Annotated in this window: 14 protein-coding genes; 8 read left to right on the plus strand and 6 right to left on the minus strand. The window is 66.5% G+C overall.

Annotated elements, in window-relative coordinates; translation table 11 throughout:
• Positions 1–3: 3 nt before the first annotated feature.
• Together MILUP08_RS21445 and MILUP08_RS21450 are read left to right on the plus strand one after the other, a co-directional pair.
• Positions 4–423, plus strand: coding sequence for a hypothetical protein (locus MILUP08_RS21445; protein ID WP_007461482.1), 420 nt, complete (start codon positions 4–6; stop codon positions 421–423).
• Positions 424–601: 178 nt separating this feature from the next.
• Positions 602–2284 (plus strand): DUF262 domain-containing protein, encoded by a 1683-nt coding sequence (locus MILUP08_RS21450; RefSeq protein ID WP_007461485.1) that lies wholly within the window; start codon positions 602–604, stop codon positions 2282–2284.
• A 286-nt stretch (positions 2285–2570) separates the two neighbouring features.
• Here the strand turns inward: MILUP08_RS21450 and MILUP08_RS35450 are convergent, their stop codons facing one another.
• Entirely contained in the window at positions 2571–3212 is a 642-nt protein-coding gene (locus MILUP08_RS35450; protein WP_144056982.1) for a hypothetical protein, read from the minus strand.
• A 590-nt stretch (positions 3213–3802) separates the two neighbouring features.
• Between MILUP08_RS35450 and MILUP08_RS21455 the strand changes: the two genes are divergently transcribed.
• The 3 genes from MILUP08_RS21455 (at position 3803) to MILUP08_RS21465 (ending at position 5358) form a co-directional block, all read left to right on the plus strand.
• Positions 3803–4072: a hypothetical protein gene (locus MILUP08_RS21455; RefSeq protein ID WP_039906398.1), complete on the plus strand. Its 270-nt coding sequence runs from the start codon at positions 3803–3805 to the stop codon at positions 4070–4072.
• A 217-nt stretch (positions 4073–4289) separates the two neighbouring features.
• Positions 4290–5171 (plus strand): helix-turn-helix domain-containing protein, encoded by an 882-nt coding sequence (locus MILUP08_RS21460; RefSeq protein ID WP_007461496.1) that lies wholly within the window; start codon positions 4290–4292, stop codon positions 5169–5171.
• Positions 5164–5358, plus strand: coding sequence for a DUF397 domain-containing protein (locus MILUP08_RS21465; RefSeq protein WP_007461497.1), 195 nt, complete (start codon positions 5164–5166; stop codon positions 5356–5358). The genes MILUP08_RS21460 and MILUP08_RS21465 overlap by 8 nt, the downstream gene beginning before the upstream one ends.
• A gap of 63 nt (positions 5359–5421) precedes the next feature.
• Here MILUP08_RS21465 and MILUP08_RS21470 read toward each other — a convergent pair whose 3' ends face one another.
• The 5 genes from MILUP08_RS21470 to MILUP08_RS21490 form a co-directional block, all read right to left on the minus strand.
• Positions 5422–5814 carry a hypothetical protein gene (locus MILUP08_RS21470; protein WP_039906400.1) on the minus strand — a complete coding sequence of 131 codons (393 nt, stop codon included), beginning with the start codon at positions 5812–5814 and terminating at the stop codon, positions 5422–5424.
• Positions 5815–5879: 65 nt separating this feature from the next.
• Positions 5880–10799, minus strand: coding sequence for a hypothetical protein (locus tag MILUP08_RS21475; RefSeq protein WP_007461502.1), 4920 nt, complete (start codon positions 10797–10799; stop codon positions 5880–5882).
• Positions 10796–13597 carry a helicase-related protein gene (locus tag MILUP08_RS21480; protein ID WP_007461503.1) on the minus strand — a complete coding sequence of 934 codons (2802 nt, stop codon included), beginning with the start codon at positions 13595–13597 and terminating at the stop codon, positions 10796–10798. Before MILUP08_RS21480 ends, MILUP08_RS21475 begins: the two co-directional genes overlap by 4 nt.
• A gap of 13 nt (positions 13598–13610) precedes the next feature.
• Positions 13611–14675 carry a serine/threonine-protein kinase gene (locus tag MILUP08_RS21485; RefSeq protein ID WP_007461505.1) on the minus strand — a complete coding sequence of 355 codons (1065 nt, stop codon included), beginning with the start codon at positions 14673–14675 and terminating at the stop codon, positions 13611–13613.
• Positions 14676–14858: 183 nt separating this feature from the next.
• Positions 14859–16763, minus strand: a complete 1905-nt coding sequence (locus MILUP08_RS21490) for an N-6 DNA methylase (protein ID WP_007461507.1) — start codon at positions 16761–16763, stop codon at positions 14859–14861.
• Positions 16764–16865: 102 nt separating this feature from the next.
• Between MILUP08_RS21490 and MILUP08_RS21495 the strand changes: the two genes are divergently transcribed.
• The 3 genes from MILUP08_RS21495 (at position 16866) to MILUP08_RS33905 (ending at position 18976) form a co-directional block, all read left to right on the plus strand.
• Complete coding sequence (locus tag MILUP08_RS21495; protein WP_007461509.1) at positions 16866–17426, plus strand: DUF4352 domain-containing protein; 561 nt, start codon at positions 16866–16868, stop codon at positions 17424–17426.
• Positions 17427–17508: 82 nt separating this feature from the next.
• Positions 17509–18006: a hypothetical protein gene (locus MILUP08_RS36370; RefSeq protein ID WP_202805228.1), complete on the plus strand. Its 498-nt coding sequence runs from the start codon at positions 17509–17511 to the stop codon at positions 18004–18006.
• 67 nt (positions 18007–18073) lie between these two features.
• Positions 18074–18976 (plus strand): hypothetical protein, encoded by a 903-nt coding sequence (locus tag MILUP08_RS33905; RefSeq protein ID WP_007461513.1) that lies wholly within the window; start codon positions 18074–18076, stop codon positions 18974–18976.

The following is an 18976-nucleotide window of genomic DNA, read 5'->3' on the forward strand; positions in this document are numbered from 1 at the left end:
TCGGTGCGAGATCAGCCGCTAGGGAGTCCTCTCGATCATGCCGTCGCCGGATACGCCCATGCCAACATCCCGATCCGGCTCATGGTGTGGCTCGCTCAGGGCGGTGTCCCCGCGGACCGGCTCGCACAGACGGCCGGGCTCCGCATTCCGAGCGAGCAAGGCTCAATCCGACGCCTTGCGGCTCCCAGTCACCGACGTGCACTCGCCATCAAGATCATCCCGCCCGGCTCCGAGGGCGTGCACACCGCTACTAAGCGCAGCGAGGACGTCGCCGCCGGGATCCTGCAGTACTGGGTGGTCGATCAGGACCCAGCGCAGACCGTCACGACGCACCGCCTGGACGGCGAGCAACACCTGGTCCGCGCGACCATGCCGCTCGCCTGGATGCTCAACCCCGACCCGGCAGAGCACGACCTTGGCTGACTGGGGACCGGGAGCCCTACAGTGTCGGCCGACGCAGCGGCGTGAAGGCTGACTCAAGCCGATCCAGGTAGTCCGGATTTCGACACCGTTAGGCATGTCCGAAGAGGATTTGGTCTGGCAAACTCTCATGGCTCGGGACGGTAGGTTCTAGACGTAGTCGACGATAGGTGCGGACACGATGGCCAGAACGCGGATCCAGGCGGCGGAGCGACCAGTAGGTGAAATCTTCAGCGACGCTTACCGCTTCAGCGTCCCCCGTTACCAACGTCCCTACGCCTGGACGGTCGAACAGGCCGGCGAGATGTTGGACGACCTGCTCACCGCCGCCCGGTGCGCACACAAGCTTGAGGACTCGGACCCCTACTTCCTGGGCAGCGTCGTGCTGGTCAAGGAGGAAGGTGTAGCCGATGCCGAGGTAGTTGACGGTCAGCAGCGGCTGACCACGCTGATCATGCTGTTAAGCGTAGTCCGCCAGTTTCTGCCCGCATCGTTCGCCGCGTCACTTAACCGACGCATCTTTCAGGAAGGTGACCCCATCAAGGGCACCATGGACCAGCCTCGTCTCACCCTGAAGGACAGGGACCAGTCGTTCTTCGAGAAGCAGATTCTCGACGGTGAGGGCGTTAGCGCGCTGGAGAAGGTTGCGACTGCTGGACTCACCGACAGTCAGCGCAATCTAGTCCTCAACGCGCGGCTCTTCCGGGGCCGCTTCGCTCAGTTGTCTGCCGATGAATGCCGTCGGTTGGTGTCCTTCGTCGATGGCTACACATACCTGGTGGTGGTTGCCACGCAGGACTTCGACTCGGCCTATCGAATCTTCACCGTGCTCAACGAACGAGGACTCAACCTCACTCACAGCGACATCCTCAAGTCAGAAATCATCGGCCAGGTACCCAGCGACGCCCAGGACGCATACACCGCAACCTGGGAGGGTGAGGAGGAGGCTCTCGGCCGACGCGAGTTCGCCGAACTGTTCGCGCACATCCGGATGGTTTACGCCAAGACCAAGGCCAGGGAGACGATCCTCAAAGAGTTCCGCGCTGCCGTGCTGTCACGAGTACCCGATCCGCGGGAATTCGTCAGCAACGTCCTAGTCCCATACTCGGATGCCTTCAAGGCTGTCAGCCGGGCCTCGTATCAGGCGGAGGAGGACGCAGAGGCGGTGAATGATCTACTCCGGTCGCTGAATCTGCTCGACAATACCGACTGGATCCCGCCAGCGATCAGTTTCCTTAGCCGCCACGGCGGTGATCAGGCGACGACCCTCGCCTTTATCCGCAACCTTGACCGGCTTGCGTCCAGCATGCACATTCGCCGCGTCGATGTGACGCAACGGGTAGAACGGTACGGGCGGGTGCTGCGAGCCGTCGAGCGCGGGGAAGATCTCACGCACCCGGACAGCCCGTTGCAGCTTGACGACGATGAGCGGAGTCAGACCCTCAAGCTGCTCGACGGCGAGATCTACACCGTCGTCCGGCTGCGCCTCTACGTTCTGCTGCGGTTGGACAGCACCCTCTCCTCCGGAGGAGCCAACTACGAGCACCCGTTCATCACAGTGGAACACGTGCTCCCGCAGAACCCCAAGGCGGACAGCGACTGGCGAGCGCTCTTCACAGACGAGGAACGCGCCTACTGGGTGCACCGCCTTGCAAACCTGCTGCTGCTAACCCGCCGGAAGAACTCTGAAGCGAGCAACCGAAGCTTTGACGAGAAAAAGTCGGGCTATTTCACCGGCCGATCCGGCGCCTCGCCCTTCCCGCTTACCTCCCAGGTGCTGCATCAGCCTAAGTGGACGCCCGAAGTACTGCAGCAGCGGCAAGGGGAGCTGCTGTCTCACCTGAAGGACCTCTGGCGGCTCTGATCCGGGGCGGAGCTTGCAGGCTCGCCGAGCTCATTCCGGCCCCGCCGCTACGAGAGTCGACGACTGCATTGAATGCGCCGGCACGGCCGCCTCCCCGGTAGTCGGCATGTACGTCGTGATGGCGCGAAAAGTCGACCGCAGCCACTGCAGCCCTGTGGGCAGAGATTAGACCAAGATCACTGAGCGTTGGGCCCCTCACCCTCAATGTCCTTCGATATACGAGGTCCCCTTCCGTGCTCGCCGGTCTGATTGTTGAGGACGTGTATCGCTTCTTGCCGTCCTGATGCTACGGGCGCACCTTCCAAGAACCGTCGGGTTCACCATGGGAGTAGGCGCCTTCTGCAAAGTATTTTATTGACCCGACCTTGCTGGCGGCGTTAAAGGACAGTGCTCCGGAGCGCTTGGCGTGGATACCGAGGTTGTAGCCGGCGGGTGGCTCGCCGCAGCCGCTGTATGCACCTCCGTTCGTGTTGCCATCTTTGTCCTCCCACATGAACTGGGTTGAATGGACATTCCCCTTGCCTTCCGTCACCTCGACCGACACTTCGGCAACTATGAAATAGCCGCTGTCAGGGTTATCGACGTACTCGTTGCATGCCATCGTCCTCACCTGGACAGACTTGATCGTGATCTTCATTTTCCCCTGTCCGGTGCTTACGAGCAGGGTCTGCCCCACCTTCAGGGTGGTCGGCGCAGCGGACGACACCGACGGGCCCGATGAAGGGGTCGAAACGTCGGTGGCTGCTGTCGGCGCAGGCAGCGCAGTGGACCAAGGAGACGCAGGCGTCGATGAACTCGGCGGCATCTCGAACCAGCTCGGCTCGTCTTTGAAGCCGTGTAGGGCCCAGTTGATAAATCCGATTACGAGGCCGACTGGGATGGAGAGTATGAGAAGGCCGGTGAAGAAGCCCCCTTGGCGATTCGGCATTCAGGCCACCTGTGGTGGCGGAGGGGCCACGTAAGTCTTCACTGCGGAATTGTCCTTGCCAGCCGCCGCGCTTGCCCAACTACTGTCTGCAACCGGACAGCTAACGAGCAAGGCTGTAGGTGAACCTGTCCCTGCGAGCGAAGGAAAGGCCTTAACAGTTCACGGGCAGTTCGTCCGAGCCGCCGTACAGGTGGAGGCGCTGTCGGTGGGCGGCGACCACCCGCCGTCGCTGATGGTCGCCTCGCACCTCACCCAGGCCGGGATAACCGCGTACGTGCTCGACCCAACCCGGGGATGACGAGTTGTGGTCCGGTGACGACGAGAAGCTGGATGGCCTGTTGAGCACCAGTCCCGAGGACCAGTTCTGGCGACCGCCTCTACCGCGAGCTGGCCGACGGCCGGGTCGGCGCCTACCTGAGGGATGCGCCGATCTTCTTCGGTCGGCGAGCGGCGCTGCCGGGCGACGGCAGCGTGTACTCGTTCGGCCGGGACGGCACCGTCCTGGTCGTCCGGGTCCTCGACGGCGGCGGATGAGACGATATTCCTGCGCTCAACTGCTACCGCTTCAGGCACCACGGAATCCATCCTGGTTGGGGTGGAAACTCGCTACGCCGCTGATCGGGCTGAGCCTGCTGATGGCCGTCCCGGCGGTGTTCGGCACCGTGACCTGGTGGTCCTTCTACAGCGTCGGATACCGGGTGCTGAGTGTCGTCATCTGCCTCATCCTCACCGCCCAACTGGCGGTGGCGGTCTCCATCGGCGTCCGGCCGAACAGAGACGTGCCCTGGACGAGGGTCGTACTGGTCATTCTCGGCATCCTGCTCACCTGCGGCCTGGCCCGGATCCGCCACGAACTCTAAACCTCGCTCTACAACATTCCACCCCCGACAGTACGCCGATCAGACGCGCGTGGGAATTGCGCGTTCATGGCCACGGTCGGGGGTGTCTTGTATGGTCAGAGGCGTAATCGAATTGCGTAGCAGCACCCAATCACATTGATTCTCGGCGGCAACGACCGCGCGTTTCACCGATGGCGTCCGGATGTAACAAAATCCAACATGGAGAGGGCGGGAGCCGATGGCCGACGACATGGGATCGACAGTGCCGCGACGGCAGCTCGGGCGGGCGCTGCGCGAGCTGCGCACCGAGGCCCGGATGACGCTGGACGGCGCGGCCGAGGCGATGCAGTGCAGCCGGCAAAAGATGTGGCGCATCGAGACCGGCCTCGGCCCAGTCCGCGCCCTCGACGTCAAGGTCATGTGCGAGCTGTACGGGGCGACGCCCGACCTGGCCGGCGCCCTCACCGCCCTAGCCAACGAAACCAAGGCCAAGGGCTGGTGGCACTCGTACGGCGACGTCGTCCCCGACTGGTTCGAGCTCTACGTCGGCCTGGAATCCGCCGCGTCTTTTATCCGCCGCTTCGACGAAGCGCTGATCCCCGGACTGCTTCAATCACGCGCCTACGCCTTGGCGATCTATCAGCACCGCCACGAGGTGACGAAAGAAGAACGCGAGCGTTTGGTCGAAGCAAGACTGCAACGGCAGGCTCTTCTCCATCGGCGGCTACCTCGGGCACCCAAACTCGAGGTGATCCTGGCCGAGGCAGCGCTGCTCCGCAGGGTTGGCGACGTAGCGACCATGGCCGACCAGCTTCGTCACCTACTGGAGGTCGGGGAGACACCCAACGTCTCAGTCCGAGTGCTCCCGCTGACCGCCGGGATCCACCGAGGCGCGGAGGCGGGCACCTTCGTCATCCTCGATTTCCCGCCCGCGAAACGGACCACCCCCGAGCCGCCGGTGGTCTACTGCGAGTCGTGGACCGGAGCGCTCTACCTGGATCGGCCAGAGGAGTACGCAGCCTACGAGCAGGTGTGGGCGAGCCTCGATGACTTGACGCTCGATGAGGCACAATCGAGGCAGCTCATCAATAAGATCATCGGAGAGGTCCACCATGGCTGATTTGACTGACGCCCAGTGGCGCAAGAGCACTCGTAGTGGCAGCAACGGCGGCGATTGCGTGGAGGTCGCCGACAACCTGCCGGGCCTCGTCGCCGTACGCGACAGCAAGGAGCCGGCCGGACCCGCCCTCACCTTCTCCCCCACCGCCTGGGCCAGCTTTGTCCAGGCCACCAAGCCTGGGCACTGAGCCGCAAATAAGACGGGAGCGCAGCCGACGGTAACGCCGGAGGCGCTTCCGTCGCTCACCCGGTCAGGAGGCCGCGTCTCCACTCACGGGCTGGGCCACGTCCTCGAACAACGACCATCGGTTCCGCCATGCCTCCACGCTTCCCGGGTAGATCGCCGCATGCCGGCTGTCCGGGTTGCGCGGGCGAACGCCGCCGACGCTCGCCATGAAGTCGTCGTGCCGCTCGCACACCCCGGCACGCAGGTCCTCTCCAGGTACAACATAAAAGTCCTGGCGTCCGTCGGTCACGTCCACGAGGACGTAGAGGTCGGTCGACATCGCCGTCATCCTGTCGATGTCCGCGACCATCCACCCACCCTGCGCGACGACCTGAACGGCCGTCCTACTGTTGATCTTCACGAAGGTCTGCGGCCCGTGCAGGCTCGCCGAATAGCCCTGCAACAGGGCCTCGGCCACCGCGAGGTGCCGGCCAGCCTGGTGTTTCTGGTGGTTGCTCGGAGCGGTGGAAGAGGGGTGGCGGACTACGACGGCTGCCAGCCCGCGCCAATCGCATCCTGAAGCCGCTTACTGAAAACGGCATGCGCCTGCCGGTACTCGTTCTCCCGATCCGCCTTGTAGAACGGAACCTCGTATCCGACAGGCACCGGGTGCTGCTCCGGATCATCGAGGTACCCGATCAACTGCTCAAAAGCTTCGTTTGGCTGGTCGACGCCGCGCGAATAATAGTCCCTGGTGATTCTGCGCCCGCCCCTGTCAAACCACATCGCTGACTCATACTCGTTCAGCACTGGGAAACGGGCCCTATACATCGACAAGAGCTCCTCATCCCCTATTCCAAGCCATACCGCCACGAGCGCGTCCAATTCAACCAATGCAGACCGACGCGCACGCTCTGTCCGAAGAGGAACTTTGCCAGTCCAGGGGCGGTCGACATTGTTAAGTTTCTGCGCCTCTGGCAGTGCGAGCCATGGCACTGCCCAATCCTCCGCGTCTCGCCACCGGTCGTCGTAAACTTCCTGCCAGAGCGGGGCATACGCGCTGGTTAGGCAGTTCAGCCGCAGCACGCGCAGCAGGGCCGCAGCCGCAAGCGGATGGCTAGGGTCAGGCGCGGGCATCGCGCCCGCATTGTTCACATCTAAATGTCCACGGCCAGCGATCCGCAGCATGTAGTCCAGCGGCAACGATGTCCAGAACGCTGCGTGCAAGGCCGTCTCTCGCTCGCCACCCACCACCATCGATCGAACCGCATGGATATGCGCTGGCCCTGGCGGAATGATGGCCGCAAAGAGGCTTCTCTCCGTCGTGAGCGGCACCATCTCGCGCCACGCAAGACGGTAGTAAGCGGTGCATGGCCGTCCGTTCCACATGTCCTGCGCCCGCTGGTAGTCCGCGCGGTCGACTGCTCTGCAGTAGTTTGTCCGCGGAACCGCGTCCTCGGCGAGGGTCGTCAGATTCCACGCCTCGTAGTCTTTGTTGCTCCGGCACGGGATATTGGGCTGTTTGGCCAGTGGGTTCGCTACACCAAAGTGGGGCCCCTGCAAGATCACCTCAGACCAGTCCTCCGGCGCCGCACCCCGCCATACGATGATGCCCTCATCCTTGGCGCCTTTTTCGTTCAGTCCTGTCGAAATCATTGGTTGGAGATCGGCAAGCCGTCGACCCATCGACGCTAGCGCCGATATGGCCCTCTGCTCACCGACGGTTATAGGCTGCAAGAGGGCAGTCTGGCTCACTGGAACGTCAAGGTTGCCCGTTACCAGTCGCCATTCGGCCAGCACCGAATCATCTACGGTAATCAGCCGACCGCGGTGCGGCCGCAGATCCCACGTGCCGACGGCTTTCATGCCAGGCAGAGAACCTGCTCCATCGTGCACCAGGGAGCCGATCAGCGTCTCCGTAGCGTAAAGCCAGTTGACATGCGTGAAAGAGATGCGACCGCGCGGCGCCCCGTATACGTGTATCCCGAACTCCTGCCGCCAGTTGATCTCCCGAAAAAGTAGCCGCATGTTCTGGAAATGCCCGTGAAGCCTTAGGTGTTCGTAGGCCATGGAACGCAACCGGCCTTCTCGGGCCCCAGTGAAGTGGCTGTCGGGGTGCACCAGACCGGCAACTCCCAGCCGGGACACGTTCTGCCACACCCGACACATAAATGCTCGATACAAGTCCGGGCGCGTTCCCGAGAGCAAAGGATAGGTTGTGGCAGACGTATAGAATGCAACGTTGCCGGAGTTCGTAGTCAGCTCACGAAGGTAGAATCTGTCCCCAGCTGCGGTGATCCTCTTCCGGTCTCGCCAAGCCTGGCCGGCCGCATTTTCAGTCATCACGAACCACGGATCGCACTCGGCCAGCACGATGTCTTCGCGCCAGTCTGGCCGTACCCATGGCGGGTTGCCAACTTGGATGTCGAATCCACCCCTGGAGAAGGCTTGGGCGAAGGTGAGTTCCCAGTGGAAGAAGCCCTGCTGTTCGGCGATCTGGTCGGCGACAAGCAGCCAGGGGAACCGGTCGGAGAGGGTCCACGGCGAGTCGACCCCAATTACCCCGTCGAGCTTCCGCTCGAACTCGCTCATCTCGCTCAGGCTCGTGAGCGTCCGGCCGTAGAACCGCTCGGTGCTCTCGTCCGCGTCGCTCCGGCCTACGAGCGCTTCGGCGAACGTCAGCCAATCATCCAGGTTGGACAGCGACACCTGCTGGCGGAGCTGTTCGGCCACTGTCATCCGTCGCGTGCCCCCGGTCGGCTTCGTCGGGAGCTTCATCTGCTGCGGCTGCACGTTGCCGAAGATGTCCGGGGTCTCGTAGACGACCGACTCCTCGTACGCCGGCTCGTCTTTGATGTGTGAGACCTGGACGGGCGCGGCAGGATAGGCCGGGTCGGAGCCGTCGAGTAGCCCGACCTTGTCGAGCGGCCAGAACCACAGCGCACACCAGACGTCCATCAACGTCTTGAGCCGCCAGTACGGCGTGCCCGGCGCGGTCAGGTCGGCGAGGATTTCCTCCCGCGGCACAGCCTCCGTGACCTGCGGCAGGTCCTCGGCACCCCAGACAGCAATGTCGCGACGAATCTCCCGCTCGGAGATGTCGAGCCGCTGCTGCACCAGCCCCCACAGGAATTCAACCCGCCGAGCGAGGGCCTGCAACCGCTGGACCTGCGAGTTCTTCCCCTTGGCCGACGGCGTCCGTTTCATCGCCGTACGCCACGCCTTTAGTCTCGCGGTCTCGGCCGGCGCCAGCTCGCGGGCCTCCTTCTCGCCCGCTACCGCGCCCCAGCCGTCGGCGGGGAGCAGGAAGTGGTGGATGGTGCCCTCGTCGATCGGCCCGTCCCGGAAGGGCTGCTCCTTCGGGGCGGTGGTGAGCCACGACTTGTCGGCGAGCTGCTTCGGGCCGTAGGTCTTGCGGCCGGCGCCGATGAGGGAGTTGCCGCGTTGCAGGTGCAGGCCGAACCAGGGGGCCTGGAGGCCGGCGTGCATGACGTTGAGCCAGAGCGACACCTCGGCCAACTCGACGGCGGTGCGGTTGAGGTCGACGCCGTAGCTGTTGTGCAGGGCGATGTACGCCTTCACCCGTTGGAGTTCGAGGTGGTAGTCCTCCGGGTCGAGAGTGACGTCCAGTTCCTTCTGCCGGCGGCGTAGGTATTCGGCGGCGACCTGGTTGATGGCCTCGTTGAGGAAAGCGCCGGAGCCGAGCGCCGGCTCGCAGATGGTCCAGTCCAGCAGTTCGCGGGCCGGGGTGATCGTGTCGTCCTGGTCGAGCCGGTACTTGAGGGCGAGTTGGACGGTGACCTCGGTGAGCGACTGCGGCGTGTAGTACGAGGCGCTGGTCTGCCGGTCCCGGCCCGCGAGCCGGTAGACGAACTGGCCGGGCTGATAGCTGACCCGGCTGCGGACGCCGGTGTACGCGTCCTCCTTGTAGACGAAGACACCATCGTCGTACTCGTCGACCTTGGAGGCCGGGATCATCCACGAGCCGTCCTTCGGGTCGCCGTTCTTGGCGACCTCGTAGAGCTGCTCGGTCGCGACGAAACCGGTGTACGACATCAGGCCCTCGTAGACCGCGCCGAGCTGGTTGATGCCGAGCTGGGCGTACGAGATGAAGCCGCCGCGGCGCTTCTTGCCGCCCTTGGTGAGCATCAGCCGACGCAACACCTCGTAGAGGACCTTGTTGCGCAGCCGCGTATCGATCTTCGGGGCTTCGTCATCGTCGGGGTCGCTGCCCGGCTCGGCGATCAACCGACCAATGAGCTTGGTCTTCTCGGGCAGGAACAGGTCAGAGCGCATCGGCTCGAAGCGCAGCCCCTCCCCCTCGCTGGCCTTGTCGTCGACGTCCGCGCCGCCGCGCGGCCGGTGCCCCTCGTTGACCATGCGGAACAGCAGGTCGAGTGACTCGTACAGGTGGGTGCCGTCCTCGCCGGAGGGGGCGAGGCGGCGGGAGACGAGGTCACCGAGGCGGGCAAGGCTGTAGCCCTCGACGTACTGGGGGTCGTTGACCGGCAGCACGCCCAGTTCGGGGCGGGCCTCGGCGTAGAGCAGGAACAGGATTCGGTAGAGGTAGCGCAGCGACTCCCGGCCCAACTCCTTGGCCAGTTCGTCGAGGTCCATCACCTGCTGCGGCTGGTAGCCGGCCCGCCGGATCTGGTCCAGGACCTCGTTGGCGATGAGTTCGACGGAGACCTTCAGGCCCTCGCGGAGTTCGCTGGACACACCGACGGCGTGCTGGCGGGAGCCGGCGACCAGGTCGGCGAGGGGTTCGGTGCCGCCCTCGGCGGGTGGGCGCAGCGAGTCGGCACCGAAGAGCGCCGCGACGACGTCGAGTTCCTTGTCGTCGTTGCGGGCGTACGCGGTGTCGAGGCTGACAGCCAGGTAACGGCCCTCACCCCAGACGGTGCGGTCGGCGAGGGTGATCACGCCACCGCTGAGGATCAGCACGTAGCGGGGCTTCGGGCTGTCGGCGGCGAAGAGCAGGGAGGCGAGCTTGGCGCCCGTCTCGATGGTCTCGGTGCTCGACAGGGTGAGCGGATCGAGCAGCCGGCCGGCCCCGTCCGGGTCCTGCGCTGCCTCGGTGTCGACCGCCCAACCGCAGTCCAGCGCGACGATGCCGTGTGCGGTGGTCAGCTCGGCGTGGGCGACGCTTACCTCGTACTCCTGGCCGTTGCGTTCGACGGTGATGGTCTGCGGCTGCGGGTCGAAGCCCAGCGCCCGCAACACGTCCTGGTGCTGCTTACGCAGCCGCTCCGGGTCGAAGAAGTCGGCGTCGGTCAGCTCGGTCTTGGCGTCGAAGTACTGCCGGCGCATGCCACGAAGCCCGGCGCGTGGCGTGACCCGGCCGGACTTCTCGTCCTCGACCCACTGCTTGAGCAGGCCGCCCTTGAGGGTGGTGGGCAGGATCTCGGCGAGGTAGTGCGCGGAGAGATACTCGCCGCGGTTAGTCAGCGACTCGAAGCTCATGCGGCACTCTCCTGCGACGGTACGAGGACGGCGAGCACCCGCAGCAGCGGGTCGCCGGCGGTCTCCAGGCGGTCGAGCAGGTCGTGCTGCTCCTGGACGGTGGCGTCGACGCGTTGGCGTCGCTTCTCCCGATGCGCGCCGGGCAGCTCATCGAGGATGCTGGCCTGCTGGAAGGTCCTCAGCTGCTCGCGGTGCCGTTGCAACGGCTCGGCGTTGGCCTCGGCCCACTCGGCGCGCTTGCCCTCCAGATACTGCCGGGCAACCTGGACGGCGTCCGGCAGCAGGTTCTTGAGCGGGCCCATCGCGATGGCCTCGGCGCGGTTGACCATCGTGGGGCCGACATTGGCCTCGCGCAGGACCTCGTCCATCGGCCGGATGGTCGGCGACGTGGGCAGGTCGGAGACGGCCATCCACTGGACGACCGTGGGTTGGCCGAGGCGGTTGGCGTAGACGCCCTGGATCAGGAAGGTCAGCGCGGTCACGTCGGCGGTGAGCACCGGGGCCTGTTGGCGGCCGAGCCGGATCAGGACCTTGTCGACCAGCCAGTCGACCATCGGGTGCACGTCGCTGAGGAAGGCGATGTCCGGCCACATCGGGGTCTTGCTCTGCCGGGCCTGGTCGAGCTTGCGCTGGGCGAGCGCGCGGTCGAAGGTGACCTTGAGGCGCAGATCCTCGCCCTCCCGGTGTGCCCGCAGGTAGGTGCGGGGCAGGTCGGTGAGCCGGTGCACCAGGTCGTCGGGGGCGAGGAAGGTCAGCAGTTCGTCCTCCCGACGCAGGTCGATGTGGTCCTCGGGCCGGTCCTCGTAGATCTCATACAGGGCGGCGTCGACGAAGTCCTGCGTGGAGTCGAAGAGCTTCGGCACCTTCGCCTGGGGCACGTCCTCCGCTACGGGCGCGGTGCCGACCTCCCCGAAGAGGTCGGCCATCACGTCGACCTCGGCATGGGCAGCCTCGTAGGACTCGTCCACCGACTTGCCGGCGAGCAGGTCCCGGACCAGCCGGTCCTCCTCGGCCTTGGCGTCGTACTGGCCCGTCACGGCCTCGACACTGCCAAGGCTGCGGTGGGCGGTCTCCTCCCGGTTGAGGAGCTTCTCGGCGACCGTGCGGTCGTCCTTGGCGTCCTCGCGGTCGGAGGTGAGGATGAGCGCACGGAACTGCGGCTGGTACTTCTGCCCGTAGCGATCGATACGGCCATTGCGCTGCTCGATCCGGATCAGGCTCCACGGGATGTCGTAGTGGATCAGGTGGTGGCACTGCTGGTGCAGGTTGACACCCTCGGAGGCGACGTCGCCGGTGAAGAGCAACCGGACGTCACTGCCGGCCAGCTCGAACTCCTGAAGGATCGTCTGCTCATCCTTGTCGGCCACACCGCCATGCAGCACCCGGATCGCGTTCGGCTTGAGGCCGAGCATTCCGGGGACGACCTCGGCAAGCCACTTGATGGTCGGCACCCGCTCGGAGAAGACCACGGCCCGGGTGCTGCTGTTCTTGCCGACGCCGATCTTTCTCAGCTCGTCGACCAGTCCCTTGAGCTTGCTGGAGTCGGTGTCGGTCATAGCGGAGGTCAGCTCCGCGAGCCGGTCCAGGGCCGCCCGTTCGGTGCCGGTGGCCTTCTTGCGCCGGTTGGTCACCGTCTCGTGCAACGCCCGGTGCGAGGACAGAAACGACTTCAACAAGGTGTACGGGAACAGTCGGTGCTGCCCCGTGATTGGCTCGTCGGTCCACTTGCCGGCCAACCACACATCGGTCAGCTCGTCGAAGATCTGCTCCTCGATCGTGGTCGCCGTGCAGTGCAGGGCCTCAGACGGGCCGCGGTCGGCCCAGCGGTCGCCGATCTGGTCGCGCACCTCCGGGCTGATCTTCGTCCGGCGCAGGTAGAGGTGCGCGATGTCGCTGGCCTGGTAGTCCTTCTCGTTGGCGATCGCCGCCGGGTCGAGCAGCGAGATCAGCTGCGCGAAGGACTCCTTGTCGCCGTTGTGCGGCGTCGCGCTCGCCAAGAGCAACGCGTCGGTCTTCGCGGCCAGGCGGCGGGCCAGCTCGTTGCGCTGGGTGCCCTTGTTGATGAGGTTGTGCGACTCGTCGATGACGACCGCGTCCCAGGTGGTGGCGTCGAGGTGGTGGCCGAACTGGCCGGCGTCCTTGAGGGTGTCGACCGAGATGATGGCCCGTTTGAAGTAGGTGAACGGGTTACGCCCGGCGGGGATCTCCTGCTGAATGCGCTGGATACCGGTCGAATCGAGCCGGACCAGCGGGATCGCGAACCGGGTCCACAGCTCCCGCTGGAACTGTTCGAGCACCTGCTGCGGAGACACCACCAGGATGCGCTCCCCTCGGCCCCGGCGGATCAGCTCGGCGAGGATCAGCCCGATCTCCAGGGTCTTGCCCAGACCGACGACATCGGCGAGCAGGATCCGCGGCCGCAACCCGGACAGGGCCAGCTCGACCGGCCGCTGCTGGTAGGTCAGCGGGTCCAGCAGGAACCGGTCGGCGAGGGCCAGCCCGCGCTCGGTGCGCGGCAGCGGAGTACGCCGCAGCACGGCTTCCAGGAAGAGGCGGCTCTGCCGGAACCGCGACGAGGTGTCCTGAATGAGGTCGGTCTCCTCGGGCATCAGTGGCGTGATGTCCTCAAGGTCGGTGAAGAAGGTCGCCTCGACGTCCTGCACGAACTCGGAGACGCCGACCGCCTTCACCATCGTGCCGTCCGCGGTGCCGGTCTTGACGCTGCGGATCAGCCACTCCTCGTCGCGGACGACGATGCGGGAGCCCGGGGCGAAGGTCGCGGCCTGGGTGGTGGTCATCGGTGGTGCCTTCCTACAGGGTCGAGCGGCGGGCGTACTGGCGGCGCATCTTGTCGACGAGCCATGTCACATCGGCTGGCACCTTGGCGGGCCGCTCGGGGTCGCGCTTGTCGGGCTTTGGTGTCGGATCCGGAGGGGTCTCGTCCTCGGCGACCGTGGTGCCCTCCGGGTCCTGTCGCGGATCATCCAGGTCCTGAGGGACCAGCAGCTCCGTGCCACCGTCGTAGGTGAGTTCGGCGACTTCCTGGCGCAGGGCGTGGACGCTCTTGCCGCTGGCAGCGGTGGCGACCGCCAGCAGCCGGGCGCGAACGTCGGTCAGGCCGGGTCGGGCGGTGGGGTCGAAGGCGAGCATCGTGCCGAGTAACTGCACCAGCTCGGCCGGCACCTCGGAGAGGTCGGGAAGGTCGCTGGGCTCGCTGATGCGCAGCAGCAGGTTCCAGGAGTTGGTCGGTGGGTAGAGCCCATGCCCGGTCAGGGCGAAGACCAGCGTCGCGGCGAGGGCGTAGACATCGACCGCCGGCGTGAGGTCCCGCTCACCCTTGACCTGCTCGGGCGACATGTAGGCGGGCGTGCCGACCAGGGCGCCTGGCTCGGTCAGGTAGTCGTCCCGCTCGATCAGCACCGCCAGGCCGAAATCGATCAGCTTGGGGCCGTCGGGGCCGAGGATGATGTTCTGCGGCTTCAGGTCGCGGTGCAGCAGCTTGACCTGGTGCACCTTGGCCAGGCCCTCGGCGAGCATCGCTCCGGCCATGGCGGCCAACGGCAACGGAAGCGGCCCTCGTGCGTCGACATGCTGACGCAGCGTGGTGCCGGGAACATACTCCACGGCGAGCCAGGCCGGGTTCGCGTACGGGTCGGCGCCCTCAAGGCGGGCCACCCGGGAGCCGAAGACCAGCTTGAGGCTGTCGACCTCGGTGGCGAACCGCTCGCGCACGGTCGGCGCCTCAATCAGGTGTTGCTTGATCACCTTCACGGCGACCCGCTCGGCGGTCGGCGACACCGCGAAGAACACGTCGCCCATACCACCTGAGCCGAGCGGCCGGACCAACTCGTAGCCGCCGATTCTGCCCAGCGTCATTCGTCCCCCTCACGATGACACCCGCCAAAACTGCTCGTCTGCCCTGTCGGCTCGACGCATGGCGGACGCATGACCGTACAACGTTGAACTTTCGACGAGGAAGTGTCCGAATGGCGGTTTGCGCTGCGCCGACGTCGGATACCCGACGCCATCTATGCCGTCTTGCAGACGCCTTCCGTGACCTCACTGCGGGTTGTTCGGTCGGATTGACCCACGCGCCAGTCCGTCAGCGGTGAGTTGCGCGAGCTCCGCCCCCAGCGAGGCGGCCTGCCGGATCGCTGATTCGAAGGCGTCCAAACGCCGAAACGCGTCTCCATGCGCCCGCTGCTCGTCCAGCGACACCCGCCGCACCTGCGCCCGCCGAATGTCGAACCGCATCGTCCCCGAGAGACTGGACGACTGCTTCTCGTTCGCCGACGTGCGCAGCTGACCGGCCAGAAACCACGGATCCAACGCCGCCGGATTGGGTCGCAGCAGGTAGAGGTTGCGCCCCAACAACGCTCCCTCTTCGGTGATGACCCGTGGGATGAGCTGCCGCGCAATCATCGGCACCACCACGTCCCCCACCGCGAGGGGGATCTCCTGCCCGAACCGGTCGTCGACCCGTCCGGATGCCTCCACCCCGGCGAGCACGTCCTGGACGATAAGCACCGGTGGCCCATCCGGTGCGGGTGTGGACGTGCCGGCGCGGACCGGGCCGAGCAGTTGCAGAGCGCCGGTCTTCGCCAGCTCCCCGACCGTGAGGAAGAGGCCGTCCGCCCCGTCGGGCGCCGGCGTGACCTGCGGTAGCAGCGCCGGCAACTCGCCGACGATGGCGGCCAGCCGTTCTCTGGTGCGTACCAGATGCTCTCCCGATGCCTCGCCAACGACGGCGGGTTGCCGGCGCGCGGGGGTGAGGTCGACCTCCTCGTCGAGCAGTTCGATGACCGGGACCGCGCGGGCGAACCCGGCCTCCTCGACGTCGGCGTCCGGGACGGCGGCGAAGGCCCTCCATGCGGCCAGCACGCGCGGCGCGGTGTCGGCCAAGTCGCCGCCGGCGGCGTCGATCAGCAGCGCCCGCGCCGGTGGCGGCGCGTCGGTGGCGGCGCGTCGCAGCACCCACAGATGCAGGGGTACGCCGTGTGGCGCCGCCACGCCCGGTGGGAGGGCGATGACGGCGCGCAGGTGGCCTCGGCGCAGCAACTCGCTGCGGATTCGTTTGCCGGCGCGGCGGCTGGCGACCGTGGGTGGCATCAGCAGGACGGCGTGCCCGCCGACCCGCAGGTGGGCGAGGGCGTGTTGGGCCCAGGCCAGCTCCGGTTCGGTACGGGGTGTGGTGCCGACGATCCAGCGGGGGTCGTGGCCGAGTTCCTCGTCGCCCCAGTTGGTGGCGCCGAACGGTGGGTGACAGACGACGGCATCGACGGCGCGGCCGGCGAAGGCGTCGGCGCGCAGTGAGTCCCCCGCGTTCACCTCGCCGGACGCGTCGTGCAGGGCCAGCCACAGGCTCGCGAGTTTGGCCAGGTCAGGGTCGAGTTCCTGCCCGTACACCGAGGTGCTGCCGGCGCGGACGGCGGCTCGCAGAATGGCGCCGGACCCGGCGGCCGGGTCGAGCGTTGAGCCGCCGCCGACGCTGGCGAGCCCGATCATCAGGTCGGCGAGGTCGTCGGGAGTGGCGAAGGGGCGACCGGGGCCTGGTGCGGAGAACCGCTGCCACAGCTCGTCGAACGCGCCCTGCGCGCCCAGCTCGTCGGCGAGGGCGTCGACGTCGGGCAGGAGTGGCGCGAGTTGGGCGTCGACGCTGCCGCTGCGGGAGCCGCGTTGACGGGCCAGCAGCAGGGCGCCGACGGCGGCGAGGCCGGCGGCCGGGGAGTCGCTGGCTGCGGCGAGACGTCGCCAGAGCCGGTCGGCGGCGGCGAGCTCCGGGAGCTTGCCCTGGGTGCGTAACCACTGCTCGACCTGGATCAGGTCGAACTCGGGGCTCGCCGTCGACCCGCCCACCGGGGCCGGGAAGTCGGGGTGCCGTTTACGCCAGTTGCTGACCGCAGCGCGACCGACGCCGGCGAGCCGGGCGATCTCCGCTGCCGTGATGGTCGGGTTCTCCTGCACGCCGAAAGTTTCGCACGGCTGTCAAGCACGAGATTGTCCGTTGACAGTGTTGTCGGACGATGCTCTTATTGACCCCGCAACGCTCACTTCAGGAGGACAACGATGCGCAAGACCACGACTCTCGCTCTGCTCGCCACCGGCCTCATCGCCCTGGGCTGCGGCTCTGGCGCCGCCGACAAGGCGAGCGACTCCAGCAGCGACAACAAGTCGAGCAGCTCCAGCGGGGACGAAGGCGGCGCCAAGGCCGAGGGGAAGCCGGCGAAGACCGCCAAGATCGGGCAGCCGGCCCGGGACGGGAAGTTCGAGTTCACGGTGAAGTCGTCCAAGTGCGGCGTCGCCAAGATCGGCACCGACGTGATCGGCGCGAAGGCGCAGGGCCAGTTCTGCCTGGTCACGGTCAACGTGAAGAACATCGGCAAGGAAGCGCAGATGTTCGACGGCAGCAGCCAGAAGGCGTACGCGGCCGACGGCACCGAGTACTCCGCCGACACCGGCGCGGCGATCTACGCGAACAAGAACGCCGAGACGTTCCTCAACGACATCAACCCTGGCAATCAGGTCAGCGGCGTCGTCGTCTTCGACATCCCGAAGAACGTCAAGCTCACCAAGCTCGAGCTGCACGACTCGCCGTTCTCCGGCGGCGTCGACGTCACCCTCGGCTGACCTCTCCCCACCGCCCGGGGCGGGTCTGCACGATCCGCCCCGGCTGTTCACACCCTCCCTGTTCACAGAAGGAACCCCGGTGATGACCGACCTGACCACTCCAGATCCGAACGAGAGTCCCGAGGGTCCAGAGTCGACCGCTGGCGCCTCGGCCAACCCGGAGGTTGGCGCCTCCAGCGCGAGCACAGCGCCGATCGGCAGGCGTCGCTACCTGATCGTGGCGTCGGCAGTGGTGATTCTGGTGGCTGCGGCCATGAGCACCCTCTTCCTGATGCAGCGCGATTCGCCGTTGGAGGCGGCCCGACAAACCTGCGGCGCCGGCAGGGAGGACTGGGCGATGCTGGGCGACGACGGTAGGTCCCTCACGCTGCAGAGCGTCGGCGAGGAGCGAACCGGCCTCAAGCTGGAGCAGTTGCAGTGCTACTGGACCGAGCTGAAAGTGCCCGATGCCGTCATTGCGCAAATCGAAGGCACGCGTGCGCTGGACGGGCGACAGTCCGGCGAGTGGGAGGACATGCGCGCCTCCTGGATCTACCACCCGGACAGCGGCCTTCAAATGATCATCACCCTCTCGGACTGACTCCTTGCCCTTCACTGCGGTCCGGCACTCGGCCGTACCGCCGGCCTTCCGCGCCCTGGAGACGACCATGGCCCTCCCTGACCCGTACGCCACCCTCCGCTGCTCGGCGCGGGCCGTCCACCTGCGTCGAGCCGTCCGCACCACCGGCGCCCTGCTCACCACCGCCCTGCTAACGACGACGCTCACCGGCTGCGGTGACGAGCAGCGCCCGACCGCCACGCCGGCGTCCGCATCCCCGAGCGCGTCCGCCTCACCCAGCACGTCGCCGACACCGCCACCGCCCGACCCGGACGGCGACGGTATCGCCGACCCCAGTGACGCCTACCCCGACGACCCCAAGAACACCCCTCAGCAGCCCCAGGTCAACCTTGAGTGCGACACGGGAAACGACTGGGATGCACTGCTCACGGTGCGGCCCGGCAAGGACGGCCGGCCAGATTTCAGCGAGGTATGGGCGGCGAAGCCGACGGCCTGCGACGCCCAGGCGGAGATCTATCCCGTGACCGATACCGAGAAGGCCGCGCTGAAGACGTCGAAGTACGACGGTGGGAACATCACCACGCTGTACGAGATGTGCGCCGCCGTCGACCCTGAGCACCCGTACCTGGAGGCGGACTTTGCCGCCAGCAGCGAGCAGATCCCGGAGATCAACGCAGCCCTCCTCCTCTGTCCCACCTACCCGTACGCGAAGAAGTGGCGCGAGACGGTAAAGCGCGGGCAGGTCGACGCCGACCTGGCCGCCCAGGGTCGGATCTTCGGTGAGGGCACGTTCCGCGTCGGTAAGGAGATCAAGCCCGGCACGTACGTCACCACGGACGTCGACGGCTGCTACTGGGAGCGGCAGAACAGCGCTGGCGACACCATCGACAACTACTTCACCAACAGCGCCCGGCGCGTGCAGGTGACCATCCGCTCCTCCGACTACGCCTTCAGCTCCCAGAACTGCGGCGAGTGGCGCCCCGCGCGCTGA

It is taken from the genome of Micromonospora lupini str. Lupac 08, assembly GCF_000297395.2.
Classification (GTDB): Bacteria; Actinomycetota; Actinomycetes; order Mycobacteriales; family Micromonosporaceae; genus Micromonospora; species Micromonospora lupini.

Bases quoted from the DNA above. Each gene is read 5' to 3' on its own strand.
- MILUP08_RS21450 (WP_007461485.1), top strand. From the start codon at position 602: ATGGCCAGAACGCGGATCCAGGCGGCGGAGCGACCAGTAGGTGAAATC.
- MILUP08_RS35450 (WP_144056982.1), bottom strand. From the start codon at position 3,212: ATGCCGAATCGCCAAGGGGGCTTCTTCACCGGCCTTCTCATACTCTCC.
- MILUP08_RS21460 (WP_007461496.1), top strand. From the start codon at position 4,290: ATGGCCGACGACATGGGATCGACAGTGCCGCGACGGCAGCTCGGGCGG.
- MILUP08_RS21465 (WP_007461497.1), top strand. From the start codon at position 5,164: ATGGCTGATTTGACTGACGCCCAGTGGCGCAAGAGCACTCGTAGTGGC.
- MILUP08_RS21475 (WP_007461502.1), bottom strand. From the start codon at position 10,799: ATGAGCTTCGAGTCGCTGACTAACCGCGGCGAGTATCTCTCCGCGCAC.
- MILUP08_RS21480 (WP_007461503.1), bottom strand. From the start codon at position 13,597: ATGACCACCACCCAGGCCGCGACCTTCGCCCCGGGCTCCCGCATCGTC.
- MILUP08_RS21485 (WP_007461505.1), bottom strand. From the start codon at position 14,675: ATGACGCTGGGCAGAATCGGCGGCTACGAGTTGGTCCGGCCGCTCGGC.
- MILUP08_RS21495 (WP_007461509.1), top strand. From the start codon at position 16,866: ATGCGCAAGACCACGACTCTCGCTCTGCTCGCCACCGGCCTCATCGCC.
- MILUP08_RS36370 (WP_202805228.1), top strand. From the start codon at position 17,509: ATGACCGACCTGACCACTCCAGATCCGAACGAGAGTCCCGAGGGTCCA.
- MILUP08_RS33905 (WP_007461513.1), top strand. From the start codon at position 18,074: ATGGCCCTCCCTGACCCGTACGCCACCCTCCGCTGCTCGGCGCGGGCC.